This window comes from Nakamurella flavida, from assembly GCF_030811475.1.
Classification (GTDB): Bacteria; Actinomycetota; Actinomycetes; order Mycobacteriales; family Nakamurellaceae; genus Nakamurella; species Nakamurella flavida.
The window spans coordinates 3,238,190-3,256,746 of the sequence record NZ_JAUSQV010000001.1; the positions used below are offsets into that span (position 1 = coordinate 3,238,190).

The following is an 18,557-nucleotide window of genomic DNA, read 5'->3' on the forward strand; positions in this document are numbered from 1 at the left end:
GCCGGTGATCACCCGGGCGGACGGGAGGTGGTCCCGCCCGCCCCCGGCGCGCGTCAGCCGGCCCAGGGGGCCGTGACGTCCAGGATCCAGGTGATGCCGAAGCGGTCGGTGACCATCCCGTAGAGCGGCGCCCAGCCGGACGGGCCCAGATCGGCCTTGATCGTGCCGCCGTCGGCCAGGCCGGCCCAGTACCGCCGGGTCTCCTTCTCGTCGTTCCCGCGGACGGAGACGAAGACCGGGTCGATGCCGGCGTCGTGGGCCCGCGCCGCGGGGACGTCGTAGGCCATGACGTGGAAGCCGTCGGAGGAGCGCACCTCGCCCCAGGCGATCAGGTCGCCCTCGTCGTCGGCCACGGGCATCTGCGCCTGCGTGTAGGTGGCCAGGGTCAGCTCACCACCGAAGACCGACCGGTAGAAGGTCAGCGCTTCCTGGGCCTGGCGCCGGAAGTTCAGGTGGACGGCGGTGGTGATGCTCATGGTGGGTCCTGTCTCTTTCGATGGGCGGCCCGTGTGGCCTGAGGCCAGGTTGTCAGCGGTAGCGGTCAGCTCCTGGCCGCTACTCGGGCGAAGATGATGACCATGAGCGGGACGTCGGAACGGTTGCTGGCACTGCTGTCCCTCCTGCAGGCCCGGCGGGACTGGCCGGGCCAGGTGCTGGCCGAACGCCTGGAGGTCAGTCCACGGACGGTGCGGCGGGACGTGGACCGGCTGCGCGAGCTGGGGTATCCGATCGCCGCGAGCAAGGGGCCGGACGGGGGGTACCGGCTCGACGCCGGCGTGCACCTGCCGCCCCTGCTGTTCGACGACGAGCAGGCCGTCGCCCTGGTGGTCGCCCTGCAGCTCGTGCCCGCGGCCGGGGCGGGGGTCGCCGAGGCCGCTGCCCGGGCGCTGGCCACCCTCCGGCAGGTCATGCCGACCCGACTCCGTCACCGCATCGACTCCGTCCGGGTCACCGCCGTCCGGTCCGGCGCCTCCCCTCGCGAGGTGGATCCGGCGGTGCTCGTCGCGGTGACCGATGCCGTGCGCGCACGGGAGGTGCTGCGTTTCGACCACGCGCGGGCCGACGGCACGGTCGGACCGGACGGGCCGGCTCGTCGGGCCGAGCCCCACGAGGTGATCAGCCGGGACGGACGGTGGTACCTGCTGGGCTGGGATCTGGACCGGGCCGACTGGCGCACCTACCGCCTCGACCGGATGACCCCACGGATGCCGACCGGGCCGCGGTTCACGCCGCGCCCGGTGCCGGGTGGTGACGTGGCGAGCTTCGTGACCGGGCTGTTCCGTGGATCGCGCACCGGCGACTCCTGGCCGTGCCACGGCCGGGTCACCCTGCACGCCCCCGCGGCGCAGATCGCCCCGTACGTGGGTGACGCGACCCTGGTCGCCCTCGGCCCCGACCGCTGTGAGCTGTCCGCCGGATCGTGGTCCTGGGACGGGCTGGCCGCGTCGATCGCCCGGTACGGCGTCGAGTTCACGGTGCTGGACCCGCCGGCGCTGCGGGACGCGGTCGCGGTCCTGGCCGCCCGGTGTGCCGCGGCGGTCGTGTCCACCGGCTGACGCCCCGCCGCTGCGGCAGGCAGCGCTCGGGGGGCAGGGCGCACGACGTTCACCCGTTCGTCGGACGCCGCACACCCGGACGAGGGGGTGGTGGTCGCCCGGCCGTCGCACGCTCACGACGTGAGCGTGTCCGATCTGCTTCGGCCCCCGACCACCTCTGCGACCGTCCGGGCGACGGCGACCGGGACCGGTACGCCGGCCGGCCGCTACCGACTCGCCCTGGACACCGATGCGAGCGACGTGCACGCGGCCCAGCGGCTGCGCCACGACGTCTTCCTCGCCGAGTTCGGCTCGACCCCCGACGGTGCCGGGGCCGACATCTGTCGCAGCGGGCGGGATGTCGACGAGTTCGACGATCGCTGCGACCACCTCATCGTCTGGTTCGACACCGACCACGGGCCGTCGCAGGCGGTGGCCACCTACCGGTTGCTGCCGCCGCACGCCAACGACGCCGACCCACGGGCCACCGGCCTGTACGCGCACGGCGAGTTCGGATTGGCCCCGCTGGAGTCGTTGCTCGACGAGACGGTGGAGGCCGGACGGTCGTGCGTGCACCCCGACCACCGGCGCGGGGGAGCGATCGCGCTGCTGTGGGGCGGGATCGCCCGCTACCTGCACCTGACGGGTCACCGCTACCTGCTCGGCTGCGCCTCGGTGCCGCTGGCCGACGGGGCCGGGAATGCCGCCGCCGTCTGGGATCTCGTCCGGGACAACCATCTCGCGCCGCCGTGGCGTCGCTGTCGGCCCCGTCGCATCCTGCCGTTGGGCGGCACTCCCCGGCCGGCCCGCGCCGACATCCCGCCGCTCATCCGGGGGTACCTGCGGCTCGGCGCGTGGGTGTGCGGCCCGCCCGCCCACGACGACGCCCTGGGCAGTGCGGACTTCCTCGTGCTGCTCGACCTGGCCGTTGCCGATCAGCGCTACCTCCGGCGTTTCCTGGGCGGTGAGGCCGTGCTGCAGACATGGGACGGGACCGCCGGCGGGCGGGGCGGTCTGGAGATCGCAGCCGGGCGCGACGGCCGATGACCCCCTGCCGGCTCCCCAGCTGCCGATCCGGCTGTGCCGACCGGGCGGACCGGTCTCCGGGGCGCCCGGGGACGGACCACCGGGTGGGCGGGGCGGTCGTCATCGGTCGGTTGCTGCACGCGGCGGTGGTGCTGCTGTGCCTGGCCGCGACGCTCCTGCTGCTCGCCGGTCTCGGCATCGACGTGCGGATGCAGGGTCGGGTCCGCCCCGGCCCGACCCTGGTGGTGGCCAACCACGTCTCGTGGATCGACCTGCTGGTGCTCGCCGCCTGCGCACCGACCCGCCCGGTGGCCAAACGGGAGGTCTGCGGCTGGCCGGTCGTCGGGGCGGTCGCCCGTCGGTCCGGAGCGCTGTTCGTGGACCGGGATTCCTGGCGCTCCCTGCCCGCCTCCGTCACGGAGATGACGACGGCGCTGCGGCGCGGGCACCGGGTGCAGGTCTTCCCGGAGGCGACCACCCGCTGCGGGAGCTCGCTGGCCCCCTTCCGCCGGGCCGCGTTCCAGGCCGCGCTCGATGCCGCCGTCCCGGTCAGTCCGGTCACCCTGCAGTACCGGGACACCAGCGGTCGACCGACCGCCGCTGCCGCCTTCACGGGCGAGATGACGATGTGGGAGTCGGTTCTCCGGGTGGTCCGGCTGCCGGGAGTGGTGGTCGAGGTGCACTGGCTGCCGTGCGTGCCCGCGATCCCGGGCACCGGGCACCCGGCCACGGACCGCCGCATGCTGGCCCGGTTCGTGCAGGACGCCGTGGCCGCCGACCTCGGCCAGGGCGTGGTGCATCCGCCGGGGCGGCCCGCCCCGGTCCTGCCGTTCGGCCCGGTGGTACCCGCCCCGGTCGGGCTGCTCCGCGCGGCCGGTTGACCGTTCCGTCGGCGCTGTCGGCGCTGTCGGCGTCGTGGGCCGGGGGGCAAGCTCAGCTCGAGCGCCCGGCCGCCTGTCGGCGCAGCCCGTCCAGCAACAGGTCGAACCCGGCGCGGAACTGGTCGGTGTCCTGGTGCACGACGAACTCGTCGATGATCGTGTGCAGGAACGGGTAGTCGGCCGGGTCGAGGTCGCGCCACTGCTGCACGATCCGGTTCATGAACTCGTCGCGGTCCACCTCGCCGCTGAGCACCTCGGCCGGGGGTTCCTGTCCCATGTCGGCCGCGAGTCCGACGACGAAGCCGACGACCGCGGACGCGGCGTGGAACGACTGCCGCGGGGTCAGCTCGAGGCGGAGGACCTGGCCGCCGATCCGTTCGTAGAGCCGGAGCGAGTTCGGCTGCTGACCGGTGTTGCGCATGAAGTAGTTGCCCAGCCAGGGCCGGTCGACGGCGGCGTCGTACAGGGTGACGCCGATGCCCCGGATCGCGTCGATGGGGTCCGGATCGGTCACGAACCGTTCGGTGTCCGCGAGCACGGTCGCCATCACGTGGTCGGCGGCGCGGTCGAGCAGCTCGTCCTTGCTCTGCACGTACCAGTAGATGCTGGCGACGCCCCCGCCCAGCCGGGCGGCCAGCGCGCGGAAGGTCAAGGCGGGCTCGCCGGCCTCGTCCAGCAGCCCGACGGCCTCGGTCAGCACCGCCTCCATGGAGTGCGAGGCGCGGCGGCGGGAGGTACGCGGAGGCTCCGTCTGGGTCACCCTTGCACTCTATCGAACGCGGTTCTATTGTCTCGAACAGCGTTCGGTTATCGAACGCGGTTCGATAGCTGGAGGTTGCCATGACTACACCCCGGTCCACCCCCCTCGACCCCGCCGCGGCACCCGCCGGCGGGCCGGTCGAGTCGCCCGCGGCCGCCGCCCCGCGCGTCTACACGTCCCTGCGTGCGGCCTGGATCCCGCTGGCCGCGCTGTGTCTCGCCTTCTTCGTCGAGATGGTGGACAACACGCTGCTGACGATCGCCCTGCCGACCATCGGCCGTGACCTGCAGGGCAGCACCACCTCCCTGCAGTGGATCACCGGCGCCTACTCGCTGACGTTCGGCGGGCTTCTGCTGACCGCCGGGTCCGTCGCGGACCGGTTCGGCCGCCGCCGCGTCCTGCAGATCGGGCTGGCCGCGTTCGGCCTGCTGAGCCTGGCCGTGCTCTGGGTCGGCAGCACCGGGGAGCTGGTCGCCCTACGGGCGGGCCTGGGCATCGCCGCCGCCGCGATGGCGCCGATCACCAACTCGCTGGTGTTCCGCCTCTTCAGCGATCAGGCGCTGCGGATGCGCGCGATGACGGTGATGATCGTCGTCGGGATGAGCGGCTTCATCCTCGGACCGCTGATCGGCGGTACCGCCCTGGCCCACGTGGGCTGGCAGTGGCTGCTGCTGGCCAACGCGCCCCTCGCGCTCCTGGCCTTCGTCGGCGTGCGACTCGGCGTGGCGAAGGACAGCCCCGCCGACCTCACCGCCGACGCGCTCGACGTCCCGGGCGCGGCCCTGACCGTCCTGGGCATCGGGCTGGCCTGCTGGACGCTGACCAGCGGCGTCGAGCACGGGTGGCTGTCCGTGACCACCCTGTTGTCCGCGGTCGGCGCGGTGGTCGCCGTCGTCGGCTTCGTGGTGCGGGAGCGGCTCGCGGCCGCGCCCATGCTGGACCTGAAGGTGTTCGCGAACCGCACCATCCGGGGCGCCACACTGGCCCAGCTCGGCACGTCGCTGGCCATGGCCGGAGTCATGTTCAGCCTGATCCTGCACTTCCAGTACGCCTACGGCTGGAGCCCCATCAAGGCCGGGATGGCCAATCTGCCGTTCATCGTGACGATGCTGGCCGCCACCCCGTTGACCGAGCATCTCGTCGCGCGGTACGGGCGCCGGGCGGCCTGCCTGATCGGTGCCGTGGCCCTGACCCTCGGCCTGGCCTGGCTCGCCTGGGCCGTCGACCACGGCTACCTGGCCGTCGCCGTCGGCATGGTCATCATGACGGTCGGCCTCCGCACCGTGATGACGATCTGTGCCGTCGGCCTGATCGACGCCATGCCCGAGAACCGGACGTCGCTGGGCGCCGCGCTGAACGACACCGCTCAGGAGGTGGGCACGAGCATCGGCACGGCGCTGATCGGCACGCTGATCGCCGCCCTGGTGGTGTCCGCGCTGCCGCTCGGCGCCTGGAGTCCGGCTCTGGTCACCTCGTACTTCCACGGCGAGCGCGTCGCGTACCTGGCGCTGACCGTGCTGGTCGGCGTGCTGGCGGTGGTGGGCGCGCTGACCATGGACGACTCGCGGACCGTGGACGAGCACGCCGAGCAGGGCGCCGCGGAGCAGCCGGTCTGAGGTCCGGGACGCGGCCGGATCCGGCCGCCGTACCGTGGGGACCCGACGGCGGCCACCCGCCCGGGAGCGGGGGGCACGGATGCAGGCGCGGCGGCGGGTCGTGGTGATGGGAGCCGGGCCGGCCGGGCTGGCCACGGCGCTGGCCTGCGCCACCCGGGGTCTGGCGGTCGAGATCATCGCTCCGCACTTCCGCCCGTGGACACCGACCTACGGCATGTGGGCGGACCAGCTCCCCGCCCTGGATGCGGTCGTCGGCGGGACAGAGTGCAGGACGCCCGATCTCGGTACCCAGGTCTATCCCGAGACGGTCGTCCGCACATCCACCGGGGGGACGGTCGAGCTGGGTCGCGGCTACTCCCGGCTGGACAACGCCGCCCTCCACGCCACCCTGCTGCAGCGCCTGACGGACGCGGGCGCGACCACGCGGTGCGGGCGGGTGGCCGGCGTCGTCCCCGGGCCGCCGGCGGTTCTCACCCTGGAGGGTGGCGCCACCGTGCACGCCGACGTGGTCGTCGACGCCCGTGGTGCCGGACGGGGGACCGCGCAGCAGCGGGCGTGGGGGGAGCGGGTCACCGGGCCGGTGCAGGAGCTCGTGCCGGACGGCACGGCCCTGCTCATGGACTGGGTGGCGCTGCGCGACCGGGACACCCCCCAGCCGCCCGCGTTCCTCTACGGCTTCCCGCTGGCCGACGGCACGACCCTGCTCGAGGCGACATCGCTCGCCGGTCGCCCCCCGGTGCCGCTGACCCACCTCCGGGACCGGTTGCACGCACTGCTCCGGCACCGTGGTCTGACCGTCGCCGGGGAGCCGGAGCGGGTGACGATCCCGCTGGACGCGCCCTCCCGGCGGGGCTCGGGCATCGGGGTCGGGGCGGCGGCGGGCATGATCCACCCGGCCACCGGCTACAGCCTGGCCCCGGTCCTGCGGTTGGCCCCGCGGATCGCCGACGCGGTGGCCGCCGAGACCGATCCCCGACGGCTCGCCGCCGCCATCGAGGATCTGCGTCCCACCGGCACCGGCGCCCTGCTCGCGCTCGGCCGCGAGGTGCTCCTGCGGTTCGACGAGCAACGCACCGACGAGTTCTTCGGCGGCTTCTTCACCCTGCCCGCGGCGACGTGGAGCGCCTACCTCGACCCCACCTCGCCGGCGGTGCAGGTCGCGACGGCGATGGTCCGCCTCGGCCCGGCGCTGCCGACCCCCGCCCGCCGGGCGCTGGCCCGCGCGGTGGTCGGCACCGGCGCCGCCGGGGTGCGCTCGACGGTGCGACGGGGGTTGTCGCGGTCCTGACCGGGCCGGTCTCGAACCGGCTCAGGCAGTCAGCGCCATCGTGGACAGGCCGTCGGTGGCACGGAAGGCGATGGCGTCGCCGGTGATGGTGACGCCGGAGTCGGTGGCCGGGATCCACAGGGACTGGCCGCGGCGCACGGTGACGGTGGTGCCGTCCTCGTGATGGGCGGTCAGCTCGCCGCGGATGACGAGCACGATCTGCGGGCCCTCGTGGCCGAGCTCGACCGGGCCGGTGCCGTCGAGCTCGAGGCGGGACAGCTGGAACTCCCCGGCCGGATTCGGGTAGTCGTACTCGGCGTCGCTGCGGGTGACGGGCCGCAGGACGGCGGGGACGCTGGCGGTGAAGTCCATGACGGAGGTCAGCTCGGGGACGTCGACGTGCTTGCCGGTGAGACCGCCGCGCAGCACGTTGTCGGAGTTGGCCATGATCTCCACGCCGGTGCCGGAGAGGTAGGCGTGCAGGTTGCCGTCGGGCACGTACAGCGCCTCACCGGGGGCGAGCACGATCCGGTTGAGCATCAGCGAGATGAGCACGCCGGCGTCACCGGGGTACTGCTCGGCCAGCTCGATCGCAGTGCGGTACTCCGCGGCGAACGGGCCCTCCTCGCGCACCTTGCGGGCGCAGGCCACCACCACCTCGCGGATGAGCTCGGCGCGCACGGCGGCGTCCAGCGAGAGGAAGGAGCCGAACATGGCGCGCAGGCCGCGGGCGTCGGGGCGGCTGGCCAGCAGGCAGATGTGCGCCTGCAGGCGGGGCACCACCAGCGCCGTCATCAGCTCGACCGTCTGGGCGGGCTTGCGGAACCCGCACAGGGCCTCGAAACGGGTCAGGGCGCAGATCATCTCGGGCTTCGAGCCCTCGTCCTTGTAGTTGCGGTGGCCGGCGTCCAGCGGCACCCCGGCCGCCTCCTCGCGGGCGTACCCGGCCTTGGCCTGCGGTACCGACGGGTGGGCCTGCAGCGAGAGCGGAGCGGCGACGGCCAGCACCTTGAGCAGGAACGGCAGGCGGGCGCCGAAGCGGGCGGCGACGTCCGAGCCGAGGGTGCCGTGCGGGTCGGCCTGGATGGCCTGGGCCAGGGAGGTGCCGGCGGCATCGCAGCTGTGGGTGCCGGAATCGGCTCCCGTCGGCGCCTCGCACACCAGCATGGAGGGATCGTCGGGGTGCGCGCCGATCCAGAGTTCGGCCTGCGGCTCGCCGGTGTGGTTGGGCTCGCCGAGGAGTTCGGCCAGGGCCGTGCGGGAACCCCACGCGTAGGGGCGGATGCGGTTGCGCATCAATTTCATGGAGCGACTCGTCTCTGTCCGGGCCCGGATCGGGCGGGTGCGTCGGCGACGCGGATCGGTGTCCGGCCCCCACGGCGGAGATCGACCCGCATCCAGCATGACCGAAGATTCCGTCGAATCGGACATGACGATCGTCACGCAGCGACACCGAAAACCACCCGAACGGGCTGAAACGACCCCAGCGAGTGACGGCTCCGCTGGTCCTGTTCGGCCCTGTCCACACCGATGCGAGCGCACCAGCATCCTCGCATGCCGTTCCGTCGACGCCCCGAACCGCCCGTGTGGCCGTTCCCCGTGCGCCGGCTCGTCCGGCGCCCACGACGGCATGCTCGCCCACGACTGCGCCGAGGGCTTCGGCCGGGTGCAAGGGGCGGATCGACGCGGCCGGACTCGTCGCGCAGGTACCGGCGGCGCCGGCCGTGGCCGTGGTCACCGGGCTGCTCCCGTTTCTGCTCCGGGAATGGGAACCGCGGCCGTGACAGGCTGAGCTGCATGACCTCTCCTGCGGCCGACCCGTCCGGTCCGGTGCCCACGCTGGGCACGCTGGCGTCCGTTCCCGCCCTGTCCCGTCCGGACCTGCTGGCCGCCCCGGTGGCCGCCGCTCTCGCCGGGTGGCCCCCCGCGTCCGAGGTCGCGGTGGCCCCGATCGACGCCGAGCTGGCCGACACGGCGGCGTTCTGCGCGGCCTACGACGTGGCCGAGGCGGCGTCGGCGAACTGCGTGGTCGTCACCGGCAAGCGGGACGGCGAGCAGCGCTGGGCCGCGGCGGTGGTGCTGGCCACCACCCGCGCGGACGTCAACAACGTGGTCCGCAAGCGGCTCGACGTCCGCAAGGTCTCCTTCGCCCCGATGGATCAGGCCGTCGCCGACACCGGCATGGAGTACGGCGGGATCACCCCGATCGGGCTGCCCGCGGGCTGGCCGGTGCTGATCGACGCGGCGGTGGTCGCCGCGGGCCCCGTCGTCATCGGTTCCGGGATCCGCGGTTCGAAGATCGTGCTGGACGGGGCGGCCCTGGCCGGGCTGCCCGGTGCCGAGGTCGTCGAGAAACTAGCCCGACCGGTCGCCCCGGCCCCGGACGGCGGTGCGTCGGCGGCTTCATGAGGACTTAACACCTGCCTGATCTTTCAGAAATTTCTGAAGGTTGTGATGTGCCTGCGGGCGACGGTCCCGTGTCGCCGTTGCGAAAGGGCACCCATGAATCTCAAGACACGGACCCGGATGGCCCGAGCCGTCCTGGGGGCGGCGGTGGCCACCACCCTGCTGGCCGGTTGTGCGGTCGGCGGCGCCACCGACACCTCGAGCAGCTCCAGCACGGCCGCTGTGGCCGGCACCTCGGCCTCGTCGGCCGCCGGGAGCGCCGAGGCCACGGGCACGGTGGCCGGCAGCTCGTACATCGTGTCCACGACCGAACCGGGAGACCTCAACCCGGGCAAGCAGATCACCGCCTACGACCAGGACATGGCGATGTACACCTCGCTGACCTCGGTGGCCACCGACGGAACCGTCACCATGGCGGCGGCGGAATCGGTGGAGAGCGACGACGCCACGACCTGGACCATCACCCTCCGTTCGGGCTGGACGTTCCACAACGGCGAGCCCGTCACCGCGCAGTCCTACGTCGACGCCTGGAACGCCACCGCCTACGGCCCGAACGCGTGGGCGAACTCCGGCCAGCTGGCCGAGATCGTCGGGTACGACGACCTCAACCCCGAGACCGGCGAGCCGACCGTCAAGGAGATGTCGGGTCTGAAGGTCGTCAACGACACCACCTTCACCGTGCAGCTGTCCGCCCCCGACGGGCAGTTCCCGCTGCAGCTCAGCCAGGCGATGACCGGCCTGTTCCCGATGCCCAAGGCCGCGTTCACCGATCTGGACGCGTACAACAAGCAGCCCATCGGCAACGGCCCGTACATGATGACCACGCCGCACGAGGAGAACCAGGACATCGTCCTGACCGCGTACCCGGACTACGCCGGCACCCCGGCGAAGACCGAGACGGTGACGTTCAAGATGTACACGGACACCTCGACCGCCTACACCGACGCGCTGGCCGGCAACGTCGACGTGGTGGGCGTGGGACCGGAGAAGATCGTCTCCGCCGTCACCGACTTCGGCGATCGGCTCTACGTCAACGAGGCGCCGGGCATCGCCTTCCTGGGTCTGCCGACCTGGGATCCGCGGTACTCCGATGTCCGTGTGCGACAGGCCATCTCGATGGCCATCGACCGGGACTCCATCAACGAGGCGATCTACGCCGGCAAGTACACCCCGGCCACCTCGTTCACCCCGCCGACCGAACCCGGCACCCCGGAGAACGCCTGCGGCGAGTGGTGCACCTACGACCCGACGAAGGCCAAGGAGCTGCTGGACGCCGCCGGCGGCTGGACCGGCTCCATGGAGATCACCTACCCCGGTGGGTTCGGCCTGGACGAGCTGTACAAGGCCTACGCCAACCAGATCCGCCGCAACCTGGGCATCGAGGACGTGACCACCAAGGCCACCGCAGACTTCGCCGAGTTCGCCCAGATCCGCACGGACGCCCAGATCGGCGGCCCGTACTTCTCCCGCTGGGGCGCGCTGTACCCCAGCCAGCAGAACACCCTCAAGGCGTTCTTCGTGCCCGGCGGCGGTGGGGGCTGCACGAACTGCTCCGCCCTGCAGCCGCAGGAGGTCCAGGACCTCATCGCCCAGGCCGACGGTCAGGTCGACCAGGACAAGGCGATCGAGTTCTACCAGCAGGCCCAGGCCGTGCTGGCCGAGCAGCTGCCGATCATCCCGATGTTCTACGAGAAGTACATGTTCGTGACGTCGGAGAAGATCACCGCGCTGCCGTCCTCGCAGGGTTCGCCGGTGTGGGCCGGGATCACGGTCTCGTGATCCCGCACCCCCAGGCGCTCCGTCCGCCCGTCGGCACCCCCGTGGTGCCGACGGGCGGGTGGGCCCCGGGCCGGTCGTGTCCCACCCCGTCCGCACAGAACATCAGCACGCCGGGGGTTCTCGGGCGACTCGTCCGCACCGTGCTCGGCGGTCGGCGATGACCCGCTTCGTCCTGCGTCGGCTGCTGGAACTGCTCGTCGTGTTCATCGGCGTCACCTTCGTCATCTACGCCCTGGTCTTCGCGCTCAAGGGCGACCCGATCGCCTCCCTGGCCGGTGACCGCCCGTTGCCCGCGACGGTGGTGGCCACCCTGCGCGCCCGGTACCACCTGGACGACCCGCTGATCTCGCAATACTGGCGGTGGCTCACCGGGGTGTTCCGCGGTGACCTGGGCACCGACTTCACCGGCCGCTCGGTCTCCGAGCGGATGGCCAGTCGCTGGCCCACGACGATCGTGCTGGCGCTCACCGCCTGGGTGCTCGAGGTCGTCATCGGCGCCGGACTCGGCCTGATCTCCGGGCTCCGGCAGGGCGGGACGATCGACCGCGCCGTGCTGCTCGGCACCATCGTCATCTCCTCGATCCCGATCTTCGTGGTCGCGGTGACCTCGCAGCTGCTGCTCGGGGTGAACTGGGGCTGGGTCCCGGTGGCCGGTACGCAGGAGGGCTGGCCGGTGGCGTTCCTGCTGCCCGCGGCCTGCCTGGCCGTGTTCGGACTGGCCGCGGTGTCCCGGCTGATGCGGGGCAGCGTCATCGATTCCGTCCGCTCGGACTACGTCCGCACGCTGTGGGCCAAGGGCCTGTCGGAACGGCGGGTGGTCGGGGTGCACGTGCTGCGCAACGCCGGCATCCCCGTGCTGACCTTCGCCGCCATCGACCTGGGGTACCTGCTCGGCGGCGCGATCATCGTCGAGGGCATCTTCAACATGCCCGGCATCGGGCAGCTGTTGTTCTCCGCCATCCGCAACCACGAGGGGCCGGTGGTGGTGGGCGTGTCGACCGCACTCGTCATCATCTTCCTGGTGATCAGTGCGTTGGTGGACATCGCCAACTCGCTGCTGGACCCGAGGATCCGACGTGACTGATCTGCTGATGAAGGACGCCGCCGCCACCGGTGGCATGGGCAAGCGCGGGGTCTGGCCGACGTTGCGACGCCGGCCGCTGTTCTGGGCGTGCGCGGTGGTGGTGGGCCTGCTGGGTCTGCTGTCGGTGCTCCCCGGGCCGATCGCCGGGCTGTTCGGCAACGGCGACCCGCGGGACTGCGACATCACCCTCAGCGCCGACGCCCCCAGCTCCGGCCATCCCTTCGGCACCGACCTGCAGGGCTGCGACATCTACAGCAACGTCATCTATGGCGCTCGGACCTCGCTGAGCATCGGTCTGCTGTGCACGGCGATGGCCCTGCTGGTCGCCATCGTGGTGGGGACGCTGGCCGGGTACCGCGGCGGCTGGCTGGACGGTCTGCTGTCCCGGCTGACCGATGTCTTCCTGGGCTTCCCGTTCATCCTGGGCGCCATCGTGGTGCTGAACTCCACCGCCGACCGCACCGTGCTGGTGGTCTCGGCCGTGCTCGCCCTGTTCTCCTGGCCGACCATGGCCCGGTTGATCCGCAGCTCCGTCCGCCAGGTGCGGGACGCGGAGTTCGTGCACGGGGCCCGGGCGATGGGCCTGCCGACGAGTCGCATCCTGCTGCGCTACATCCTGCCCAACGCGATCGGCCCGGTGCTGGCCGTGGCCACCATCATGATCGGGTCGGTCATCGTCGCCGAGTCGACGCTGACCTTCCTCGGTGTCGGGCTGCAGGCGCCGTCGATCAGCTGGGGGCTGCAGCTGGCCTCCGCGCAGGCCCGGTTCCAGAACTATCCGTACATGCTGTTGTTCCCCAGTCTGTTCCTGTCCGCGACCGTCATCGCCCTGATCGCGCTGGGTGACCTGGTGCGGGACGCGCTGGACCCCCGGACCCGCTGATGACGATCCGCTCCACCTACTGTCCGACCAGACATGTTCCGCCGCAGGCTGTCTCCGCGGTGGCCACCCCGACGACGAGGCGACCGAGATGACCCAGACCACCACCACGACCGTCACCACGGTCACCACCGCGCCCGCGTCGACCGACCGGGCGGAGCTCGCCGCCGCCGTGAAGGAGGTCGCCGGGCTCGTCCAGGAGTGGGTCGACCTGCGGCGTCGGATGCTGCGGGTTCCCGGGGTGCAGGTGGCGGTCCGGGTGGACGGTGAGCTGCTGATCAGCGGGGCGTCCGGGAGCGCCGATCTGGCGGAGGGCGTGGACCTCACCCCCCGGCACCTGTTCCGGATCGCGTCGCACTCCAAGACCTTCGCGGCCACCGCGGTGATGATGCTGGCGGCCCGCGGGGCCCTGCGTCTGGACGACACCGTCGGCACCCACCTGCCCGAGCTGGCCGACACCCCGCTGGCCGACCGGACCGTCCGCGAACTCATCGGCCACCAGGGCGGGGTCATCCGGGACGGCGACGACTGCGACTACTGGCAGCTGACCCGCGACTTCCCGGACAGCGACACGTTGTTCGCGGATCTGCACCGGGACGGGGCGACGTTCGGCCGCAACGAGCACTTCAAGTACAGCAACTACGGCTACTCGATCGTCGGGGCGATCATCGAGCGGGTCGGCGGGCAGGACTTCGCGGGGTTCGTCCGCAGCGAGATCCTCGACGTGCTGGAGCTCCCGCGGGTCCACCCGGACGTGGACGGGGTGCCGGCCGACGAGCTCGCGTCGGGGCACTCGCTGCTGCTGGACGGCGATGACGAGATGTTCGTGCTGCGCAACCCGTCCACCGGGGCGATGGCCGCGGCGACCGGCTTCGTCGCCTGCGCTGAGGATCTCACCGCGTACGCCGGGGCCCACGTGAAGGGGGACGAACGGCTGCTCTCCGACACCGACAAGCGGCTGATGCAGCGCACCGAATCCGTCGTCATGGCCGGGACCACCGAGCTGGGCCGGTACGGGCTCGGCCTGGAGCTGCACACCGTCGGGACCCGGGCGCTGGTCGGGCACAGCGGTGGCTTCCCCGGCTTCGTCACCCGCACGTTCGTCGATCCGCAGGCCTCCCTGGTCGTCTCGGTGCTCACCAACGCCAGTCGCGGGCCCGCGCACCCGATCGCCCTCGGGGTGATCAAGCTGATCGACCTGGCCCTGGCCAAGCGGGCGCTGCCGCCCCCGGCCGCGCCGGAGGACGCCACCGACCCGGTGGACCTGGACTCCTTCGTGACCACGATGGTCGGCGGGTTCGGGCGCGTGGTGATCGCCCGGATGGGGGAGCGGCTGGTGCTGCTGCATCCCGAGCAGGACGACCCGACCGAGGAGGTCGTCGAGCTGACCGTTCTCGGCCCGGACCGCCTGCTCATGCCGGCCCGACCGGGCTTCGGGTCGGCCGGTGAGCCGGTGATCTTCACCCGGGAGGGCGGCCGTATCACCGAGATCCGGATGGGCGGCATGACCGCGTGGCCCGAGGCGGACTTCCGGGCCCGGCGGCGGGCGCAGATGGGACGATCGGCGACCACGGGCGCCGGGACGGGCCCGGCATCGTGAGTCACGCCGTAGGGGGAACCGCCATGATCAGCAGGCAGCCGGAGTCACCGGAGCCCGAGATGAGCGCGGCGGTCCGGGCGTTCGTGGAGGACTTCGCCGACAACTGGTACGAGGGCGGGTACGGGCGCATGGAGGGCCGGGTGATGGCCTACCTGCTGATCAGTTCGGCCGAGCGGGTGCCGTCGGCCGAACTGGCCCGGGTGCTCGGGGTCGCCGCCGGCGCCGTCTCGATGGCCACCCGCAACCTGGTCACCCAGGGCTTCATCCGCCGGCACCGGGTACCGGGGGACCGTTCGCACTACTTCGCCGCGGACGACGACATCTGGGGCGGTTTCCTGTCCGGCGAGCGCCGCTGGGTGTTCCGGATGGAGAACGTGCTCGGCGCCGCCGGGGCCGAGCTGCCGTTGGCGGGTGCCGCACGGCACCGGGTGCTGGTGGCCCGGGAGTACATGTCCTGGCTCGGCGGCTACAACCAGCAGATGCTCCAGGACTGGCGCGCCCACCTGCAGAGCCACGTCCCGCCCGCGGAGGAATCGTGAAGCCCGACCCGAGCCCCACCCCGCTGCTCCGGTTCGTCGATCTGCGCATCGCCTTCGGTGGTGCCGGTCGGTCCACCGAGGTGGTGCACGGGGTCGACGTCGCCATCGCCCGGGGCGAGATCATCGCCCTGGTCGGCGAATCCGGATCCGGCAAGACGGTCACCGCGTTGGCCGCCGTGCGGCTGCTGCCCCGGTCCGCCACCATCTCCGGCAGCATCCTGCTCGACGGGGTGGACCTGCTCACGCTGGACGAGCCGGCCATGCGGGAGGTGCGCGGTGACCGGATCGCGTTCATCTTCCAGGACCCGGCCGGCGCCCTGGACCCGGTGTTCACCATCGGGTCCCAACTGGTGGAGGCGATCCGCCGGCACCGCCGAGAGCTGTCCCGCACGGCCGCCGCGGATCGCGCGGTGGAACTGCTGGACCTGGTCGGCATCCCGGAGGCCCGGGCCCGGCTGCGGGACTACCCGCACCAGTTCTCCGGCGGCCAGTGCCAGCGCATCATGATCGCGATGGCGTTGTCGTGCGAGCCGGACGTGCTCATCGGCGACGAGCCGACCACAGCGCTGGACGTCACCGTGCAGCAGGACATCCTGGACGTGCTCGTCGATCTGCGGGACCGGCTGGGCACCACGATCCTGATCATCACCCACGACATGGGCGTGGTCGCCGACGTCGCCGACCGCGTCGTCGTCATGCGGGACGGGCGCATCGAGGAGCAGGCCCCGGCCGGGCAATTGTTCGCCGCGCCCGAGGCGGAGTACACCCGCATGCTGCTGAACACGGTGCCGCGCATCGGGTCCGGGCTCAGCCCGGAGGTCGTTCCCGAGGCTGGGTCGCCGTCCGCCGGCTCGGTGGGTGTCACCCCGGCGCTGCAGATCACCGACCTCCGGGTGACGTACAAGAGCAGGCGACGCAGCGTGGACGCGGTGCAGGGTGTCGGCCTGACCATCGCGCCCGGCGAGATCGTAGGCCTGGTCGGGGAATCCGGCTCCGGCAAGTCGACCATCGGCCGCGCCGTGCTCGGGCTCGTCCCGGCGAGCGGCGGGCGGATCCTGGTCGACGGCACCGATCTGAGCGCCCTGCGCGGTTCGGCCCTGCGTGCTGCGCGGCAGCGGATCGGCACGGTGTTCCAGAACCCGGCCGCCGCCCTGAACCCCCGGTACACCGTCGGCGCGTCCGTCGGGGAGCCGCTGCTGGTGCACCGGGGGATCCGGGGCCGGGAGCTGGCCGGTCGGGTCGACGAGCTGCTGGAGTCGGTGCGGCTGCCGGCGGCCTGGGCCGACCGGTACCCGCACGAGCTGTCCGGCGGGCAACGGCAGCGGGTGGCCATCGCCCGGGCCCTCAGCCTGCACCCGCAACTGCTCATCGCCGACGAACCCACCTCCGCACTGGATGTCTCCGTGCAGGCCACGGTGCTGGAACTGCTCGGCACCCTGCAGCAGGAACTGGCGTTCGGCTGCCTGTTCATCACCCACGACCTCGCTGTCGTCGACCAGCTCTGCGACCGCGTCGTCGTGCTCCACCAGGGTCGGGTGGTCGAGGAGGGCACCCGCGCCCAGATCCTCGGCGCCCCCGCCGATCCCTACACCCGCACGCTCATCGCCTCGGCGCCGGTGGCCGACCCCGCCGTGCAGCAGGCCAGGCGGGTGGCGCGTCGGGAGCAGGCGCGGCTGGCGTCGTAGGTGGGACGCGCCGTCCCGCCCGGATGCCCACGGGTCACCCGGGCGGTCCGTCGATAGGTTCTCGGCATGGACGACGAGGAGTGGGAAGCCGGTCTGTGGACCGACGGGACACGGGCGGACTTCGTCCGGACCGCCGAGTCGGCCATCGCGGCTCTGCAGGCCTACGTGGCCATGGTCGCGGCGGCGTCGAGCGCCGCGGACGAGCCCATGATCGACCGGGCCGAGCGCGCGGTGCGCTCCCGGCTGGTCGCGATGAGCGATGCGGAGCTGTCGTTCTCGTCCACCAGCGGGCCCTGCGGTTCGCTGATGCTGGACGACGAGGACGACGGGGTGGACGGCGATGATGACGTGCAGGAGGACGGCGACGCGGTGGACCTCGACGCCGAGGACGGCCGGGTGAGTGTGCTGGTCCGGCACGACTTCCGGGTGACCTCCGAGGCCGCCGTCCTGGCCGCCGGCCGTGCGGCCTCCTGGGACATCTGGCCGGAGGCGGCGGACGACGTCGGCCACCTCGGCCGGGCCGTCCACCGACTCATGCGCAGGACGGGCCTGGAGTCACTCGCCCACGTCCCCGGCCTGCAGCCGACGGCCGGGATCGCCCTCGTCGTGGGTCACGACCAGCCCCTCACGCAGGCCGACCTGACCGACGGGATGGACGACCCCGCCGCCCTGTTCGACCTCGACGGCGTTCTCCTGCACGCGGAGGCCGACGTCCGGAGCTGACGGGGACAGCGCCGGCGGGGCCCTCCGCCCCCGGCTACCGGGGATCCCGGCGGGTGCAGGTCAGATGGACGACGCCGGACGGCGACGGTGTCGTCTCGATCTCGAAGCGGGTCTCCAGTCCCTCCAGTCCGTCCCAGAGGCGTTCGCCCCGGCCCAGGACGACCGGCACCACGACGACGTGCAGATGGTCGACGAGGTCGGCCCGGAGGAACTGGCGGACCGTGTCCACGCCACCGCCGATCCGGACGTCGAGGTCGCCGGCCAGGGCTCGCGCGTGCTCCAGTGCGGCCACCGGCTCGGCATCGACGAAGTGGAAGGTCGTCCCGCCGGCCATCTCGAGCACCGGTCGGGGGTGGTGGGTCAGCACGACCACCGGGGTGTGGAACACCGGGTCGTCGCCCCACCAGCCCTTCCACTCCTCATCCGTCCAGGGACCGCGCTGGGGCCCGAACTTGTTGCGTCCCATGATCTCCACGCCGACTCCCGCGCCCCAGCGACCGGCGAAGGCGTCGTCGACACCGACGGAACCCGGCGTGTCACCGGGGAGACCCATCTCCCGGAAGGTGCGGGTGGTCACCGCCCAGTCCACGAGACGGGAGCCGGCGTGACCGAACGGGGCGTCGAGGCTCTGGTCGGCACCTGTACCGAAGCCGTCGAGCGACACCGAGAAGTTGTGGACGCGGACGAGGGACATACGACCTCCTGAACGATCCCGGAACGACCGGAGCGCTCGCCCGGGACCCGCATCCGGGTTCTCGGCGAGCGACCGACCATCA

The 18,557-nt window shown here is 72.5% G+C and carries 17 protein-coding genes; 13 read left to right on the forward strand and 4 right to left on the reverse strand.

The window, feature by feature from the left end:
* Positions 1-53: 53 nt before the first annotated feature.
* The gene (locus tag J2S58_RS14320; RefSeq protein ID WP_205257810.1) at positions 54-476 is read right to left on the reverse strand and encodes a VOC family protein; all 423 of its coding nucleotides are present in this window, start codon (positions 474-476) and stop codon (positions 54-56) included.
* A 102-nt stretch (positions 477-578) separates the two neighbouring features.
* Between J2S58_RS14320 and J2S58_RS14325 the strand changes: the two genes are divergently transcribed.
* From J2S58_RS14325 to J2S58_RS14335, 3 genes are all read left to right on the forward strand, one after another.
* Positions 579-1,556, forward strand: a complete 978-nt coding sequence (locus J2S58_RS14325) for a helix-turn-helix transcriptional regulator (RefSeq protein WP_240189240.1) — start codon at positions 579-581, stop codon at positions 1,554-1,556.
* Between the two features lie 120 nt (positions 1,557-1,676).
* Positions 1,677-2,582 carry a GNAT family N-acetyltransferase gene (locus tag J2S58_RS14330; protein WP_205257812.1) on the forward strand — a complete coding sequence of 302 codons (906 nt, stop codon included), beginning with the start codon at positions 1,677-1,679 and terminating at the stop codon, positions 2,580-2,582.
* Between the two features lie 83 nt (positions 2,583-2,665).
* Positions 2,666-3,442: a lysophospholipid acyltransferase family protein gene (locus J2S58_RS14335; RefSeq protein WP_205257813.1), complete on the forward strand. Its 777-nt coding sequence runs from the start codon at positions 2,666-2,668 to the stop codon at positions 3,440-3,442.
* A gap of 52 nt (positions 3,443-3,494) precedes the next feature.
* On the opposite strand, the gene J2S58_RS14340 is transcribed toward J2S58_RS14335, so the two are convergent.
* Positions 3,495-4,151, reverse strand: a complete 657-nt coding sequence (locus tag J2S58_RS14340) for a TetR/AcrR family transcriptional regulator (RefSeq protein ID WP_205257959.1) — start codon at positions 4,149-4,151, stop codon at positions 3,495-3,497.
* A gap of 131 nt (positions 4,152-4,282) precedes the next feature.
* Here J2S58_RS14340 and J2S58_RS14345 point away from each other — a divergent pair, with 131 nt between their 5' ends.
* Together J2S58_RS14345 and J2S58_RS14350 are read left to right on the forward strand one after the other, a co-directional pair.
* Positions 4,283-5,818: an MFS transporter gene (locus J2S58_RS14345; protein WP_205257814.1), complete on the forward strand. Its 1,536-nt coding sequence runs from the start codon at positions 4,283-4,285 to the stop codon at positions 5,816-5,818.
* Positions 5,819-5,897: 79 nt separating this feature from the next.
* Positions 5,898-7,106 (forward strand): lycopene cyclase family protein, encoded by a 1,209-nt coding sequence (locus tag J2S58_RS14350; protein WP_205257815.1) that lies wholly within the window; start codon positions 5,898-5,900, stop codon positions 7,104-7,106.
* Positions 7,107-7,127: 21 nt separating this feature from the next.
* Here the strand turns inward: J2S58_RS14350 and manA are convergent, their stop codons facing one another.
* On the reverse strand, positions 7,128-8,390 hold the full coding sequence (gene manA, locus J2S58_RS14355) for a mannose-6-phosphate isomerase, class I (RefSeq protein WP_240189241.1): 1,263 nt from the start codon (positions 8,388-8,390) through the stop codon (positions 7,128-7,130).
* Positions 8,391-8,882: 492 nt separating this feature from the next.
* On the opposite strand from manA, the gene J2S58_RS14360 reads away from it, so the two are divergent.
* The 8 genes from J2S58_RS14360 to J2S58_RS14395 all read left to right on the forward strand — a co-directional run bounded on the left by J2S58_RS14360 (position 8,883) and on the right by J2S58_RS14395 (position 17,781).
* Entirely contained in the window at positions 8,883-9,494 is a 612-nt protein-coding gene (locus tag J2S58_RS14360) for a YbaK/EbsC family protein (RefSeq protein ID WP_205257816.1), read from the forward strand.
* Between the two features lie 93 nt (positions 9,495-9,587).
* Positions 9,588-11,270, forward strand: coding sequence for a peptide ABC transporter substrate-binding protein (locus tag J2S58_RS14365; RefSeq protein ID WP_205257817.1), 1,683 nt, complete (start codon positions 9,588-9,590; stop codon positions 11,268-11,270).
* Positions 11,271-11,427: 157 nt separating this feature from the next.
* On the forward strand, positions 11,428-12,354 hold the full coding sequence (locus J2S58_RS14370; protein ID WP_205257818.1) for an ABC transporter permease: 927 nt from the start codon (positions 11,428-11,430) through the stop codon (positions 12,352-12,354).
* Positions 12,347-13,237 carry an ABC transporter permease gene (locus J2S58_RS14375; RefSeq protein WP_205257819.1) on the forward strand — a complete coding sequence of 297 codons (891 nt, stop codon included), beginning with the start codon at positions 12,347-12,349 and terminating at the stop codon, positions 13,235-13,237. The genes J2S58_RS14370 and J2S58_RS14375 overlap by 8 nt, the downstream gene beginning before the upstream one ends.
* 88 nt (positions 13,238-13,325) lie before the next feature.
* A complete protein-coding gene (locus J2S58_RS14380) occupies positions 13,326-14,834 on the forward strand; it encodes a serine hydrolase domain-containing protein (protein WP_205257820.1) in 1,509 nt (502 codons plus the stop codon).
* A 23-nt stretch (positions 14,835-14,857) separates the two neighbouring features.
* Complete coding sequence (locus J2S58_RS14385; protein WP_205257821.1) at positions 14,858-15,373, forward strand: GbsR/MarR family transcriptional regulator; 516 nt, start codon at positions 14,858-14,860, stop codon at positions 15,371-15,373.
* Entirely contained in the window at positions 15,370-17,058 is a 1,689-nt protein-coding gene (locus tag J2S58_RS14390) for a dipeptide ABC transporter ATP-binding protein (RefSeq protein WP_306828671.1), read from the forward strand. Before J2S58_RS14385 ends, J2S58_RS14390 begins: the two co-directional genes overlap by 4 nt.
* Before the next feature lie 66 nt (positions 17,059-17,124).
* Complete coding sequence (locus tag J2S58_RS14395) at positions 17,125-17,781, forward strand: hypothetical protein (protein ID WP_205257822.1); 657 nt, start codon at positions 17,125-17,127, stop codon at positions 17,779-17,781.
* A 34-nt stretch (positions 17,782-17,815) separates the two neighbouring features.
* Here J2S58_RS14395 and J2S58_RS14400 read toward each other — a convergent pair whose 3' ends face one another.
* On the reverse strand, positions 17,816-18,475 hold the full coding sequence (locus tag J2S58_RS14400) for a dihydrofolate reductase family protein (RefSeq protein WP_205257823.1): 660 nt from the start codon (positions 18,473-18,475) through the stop codon (positions 17,816-17,818).
* Positions 18,476-18,557: the final 82 nt, after the last annotated feature.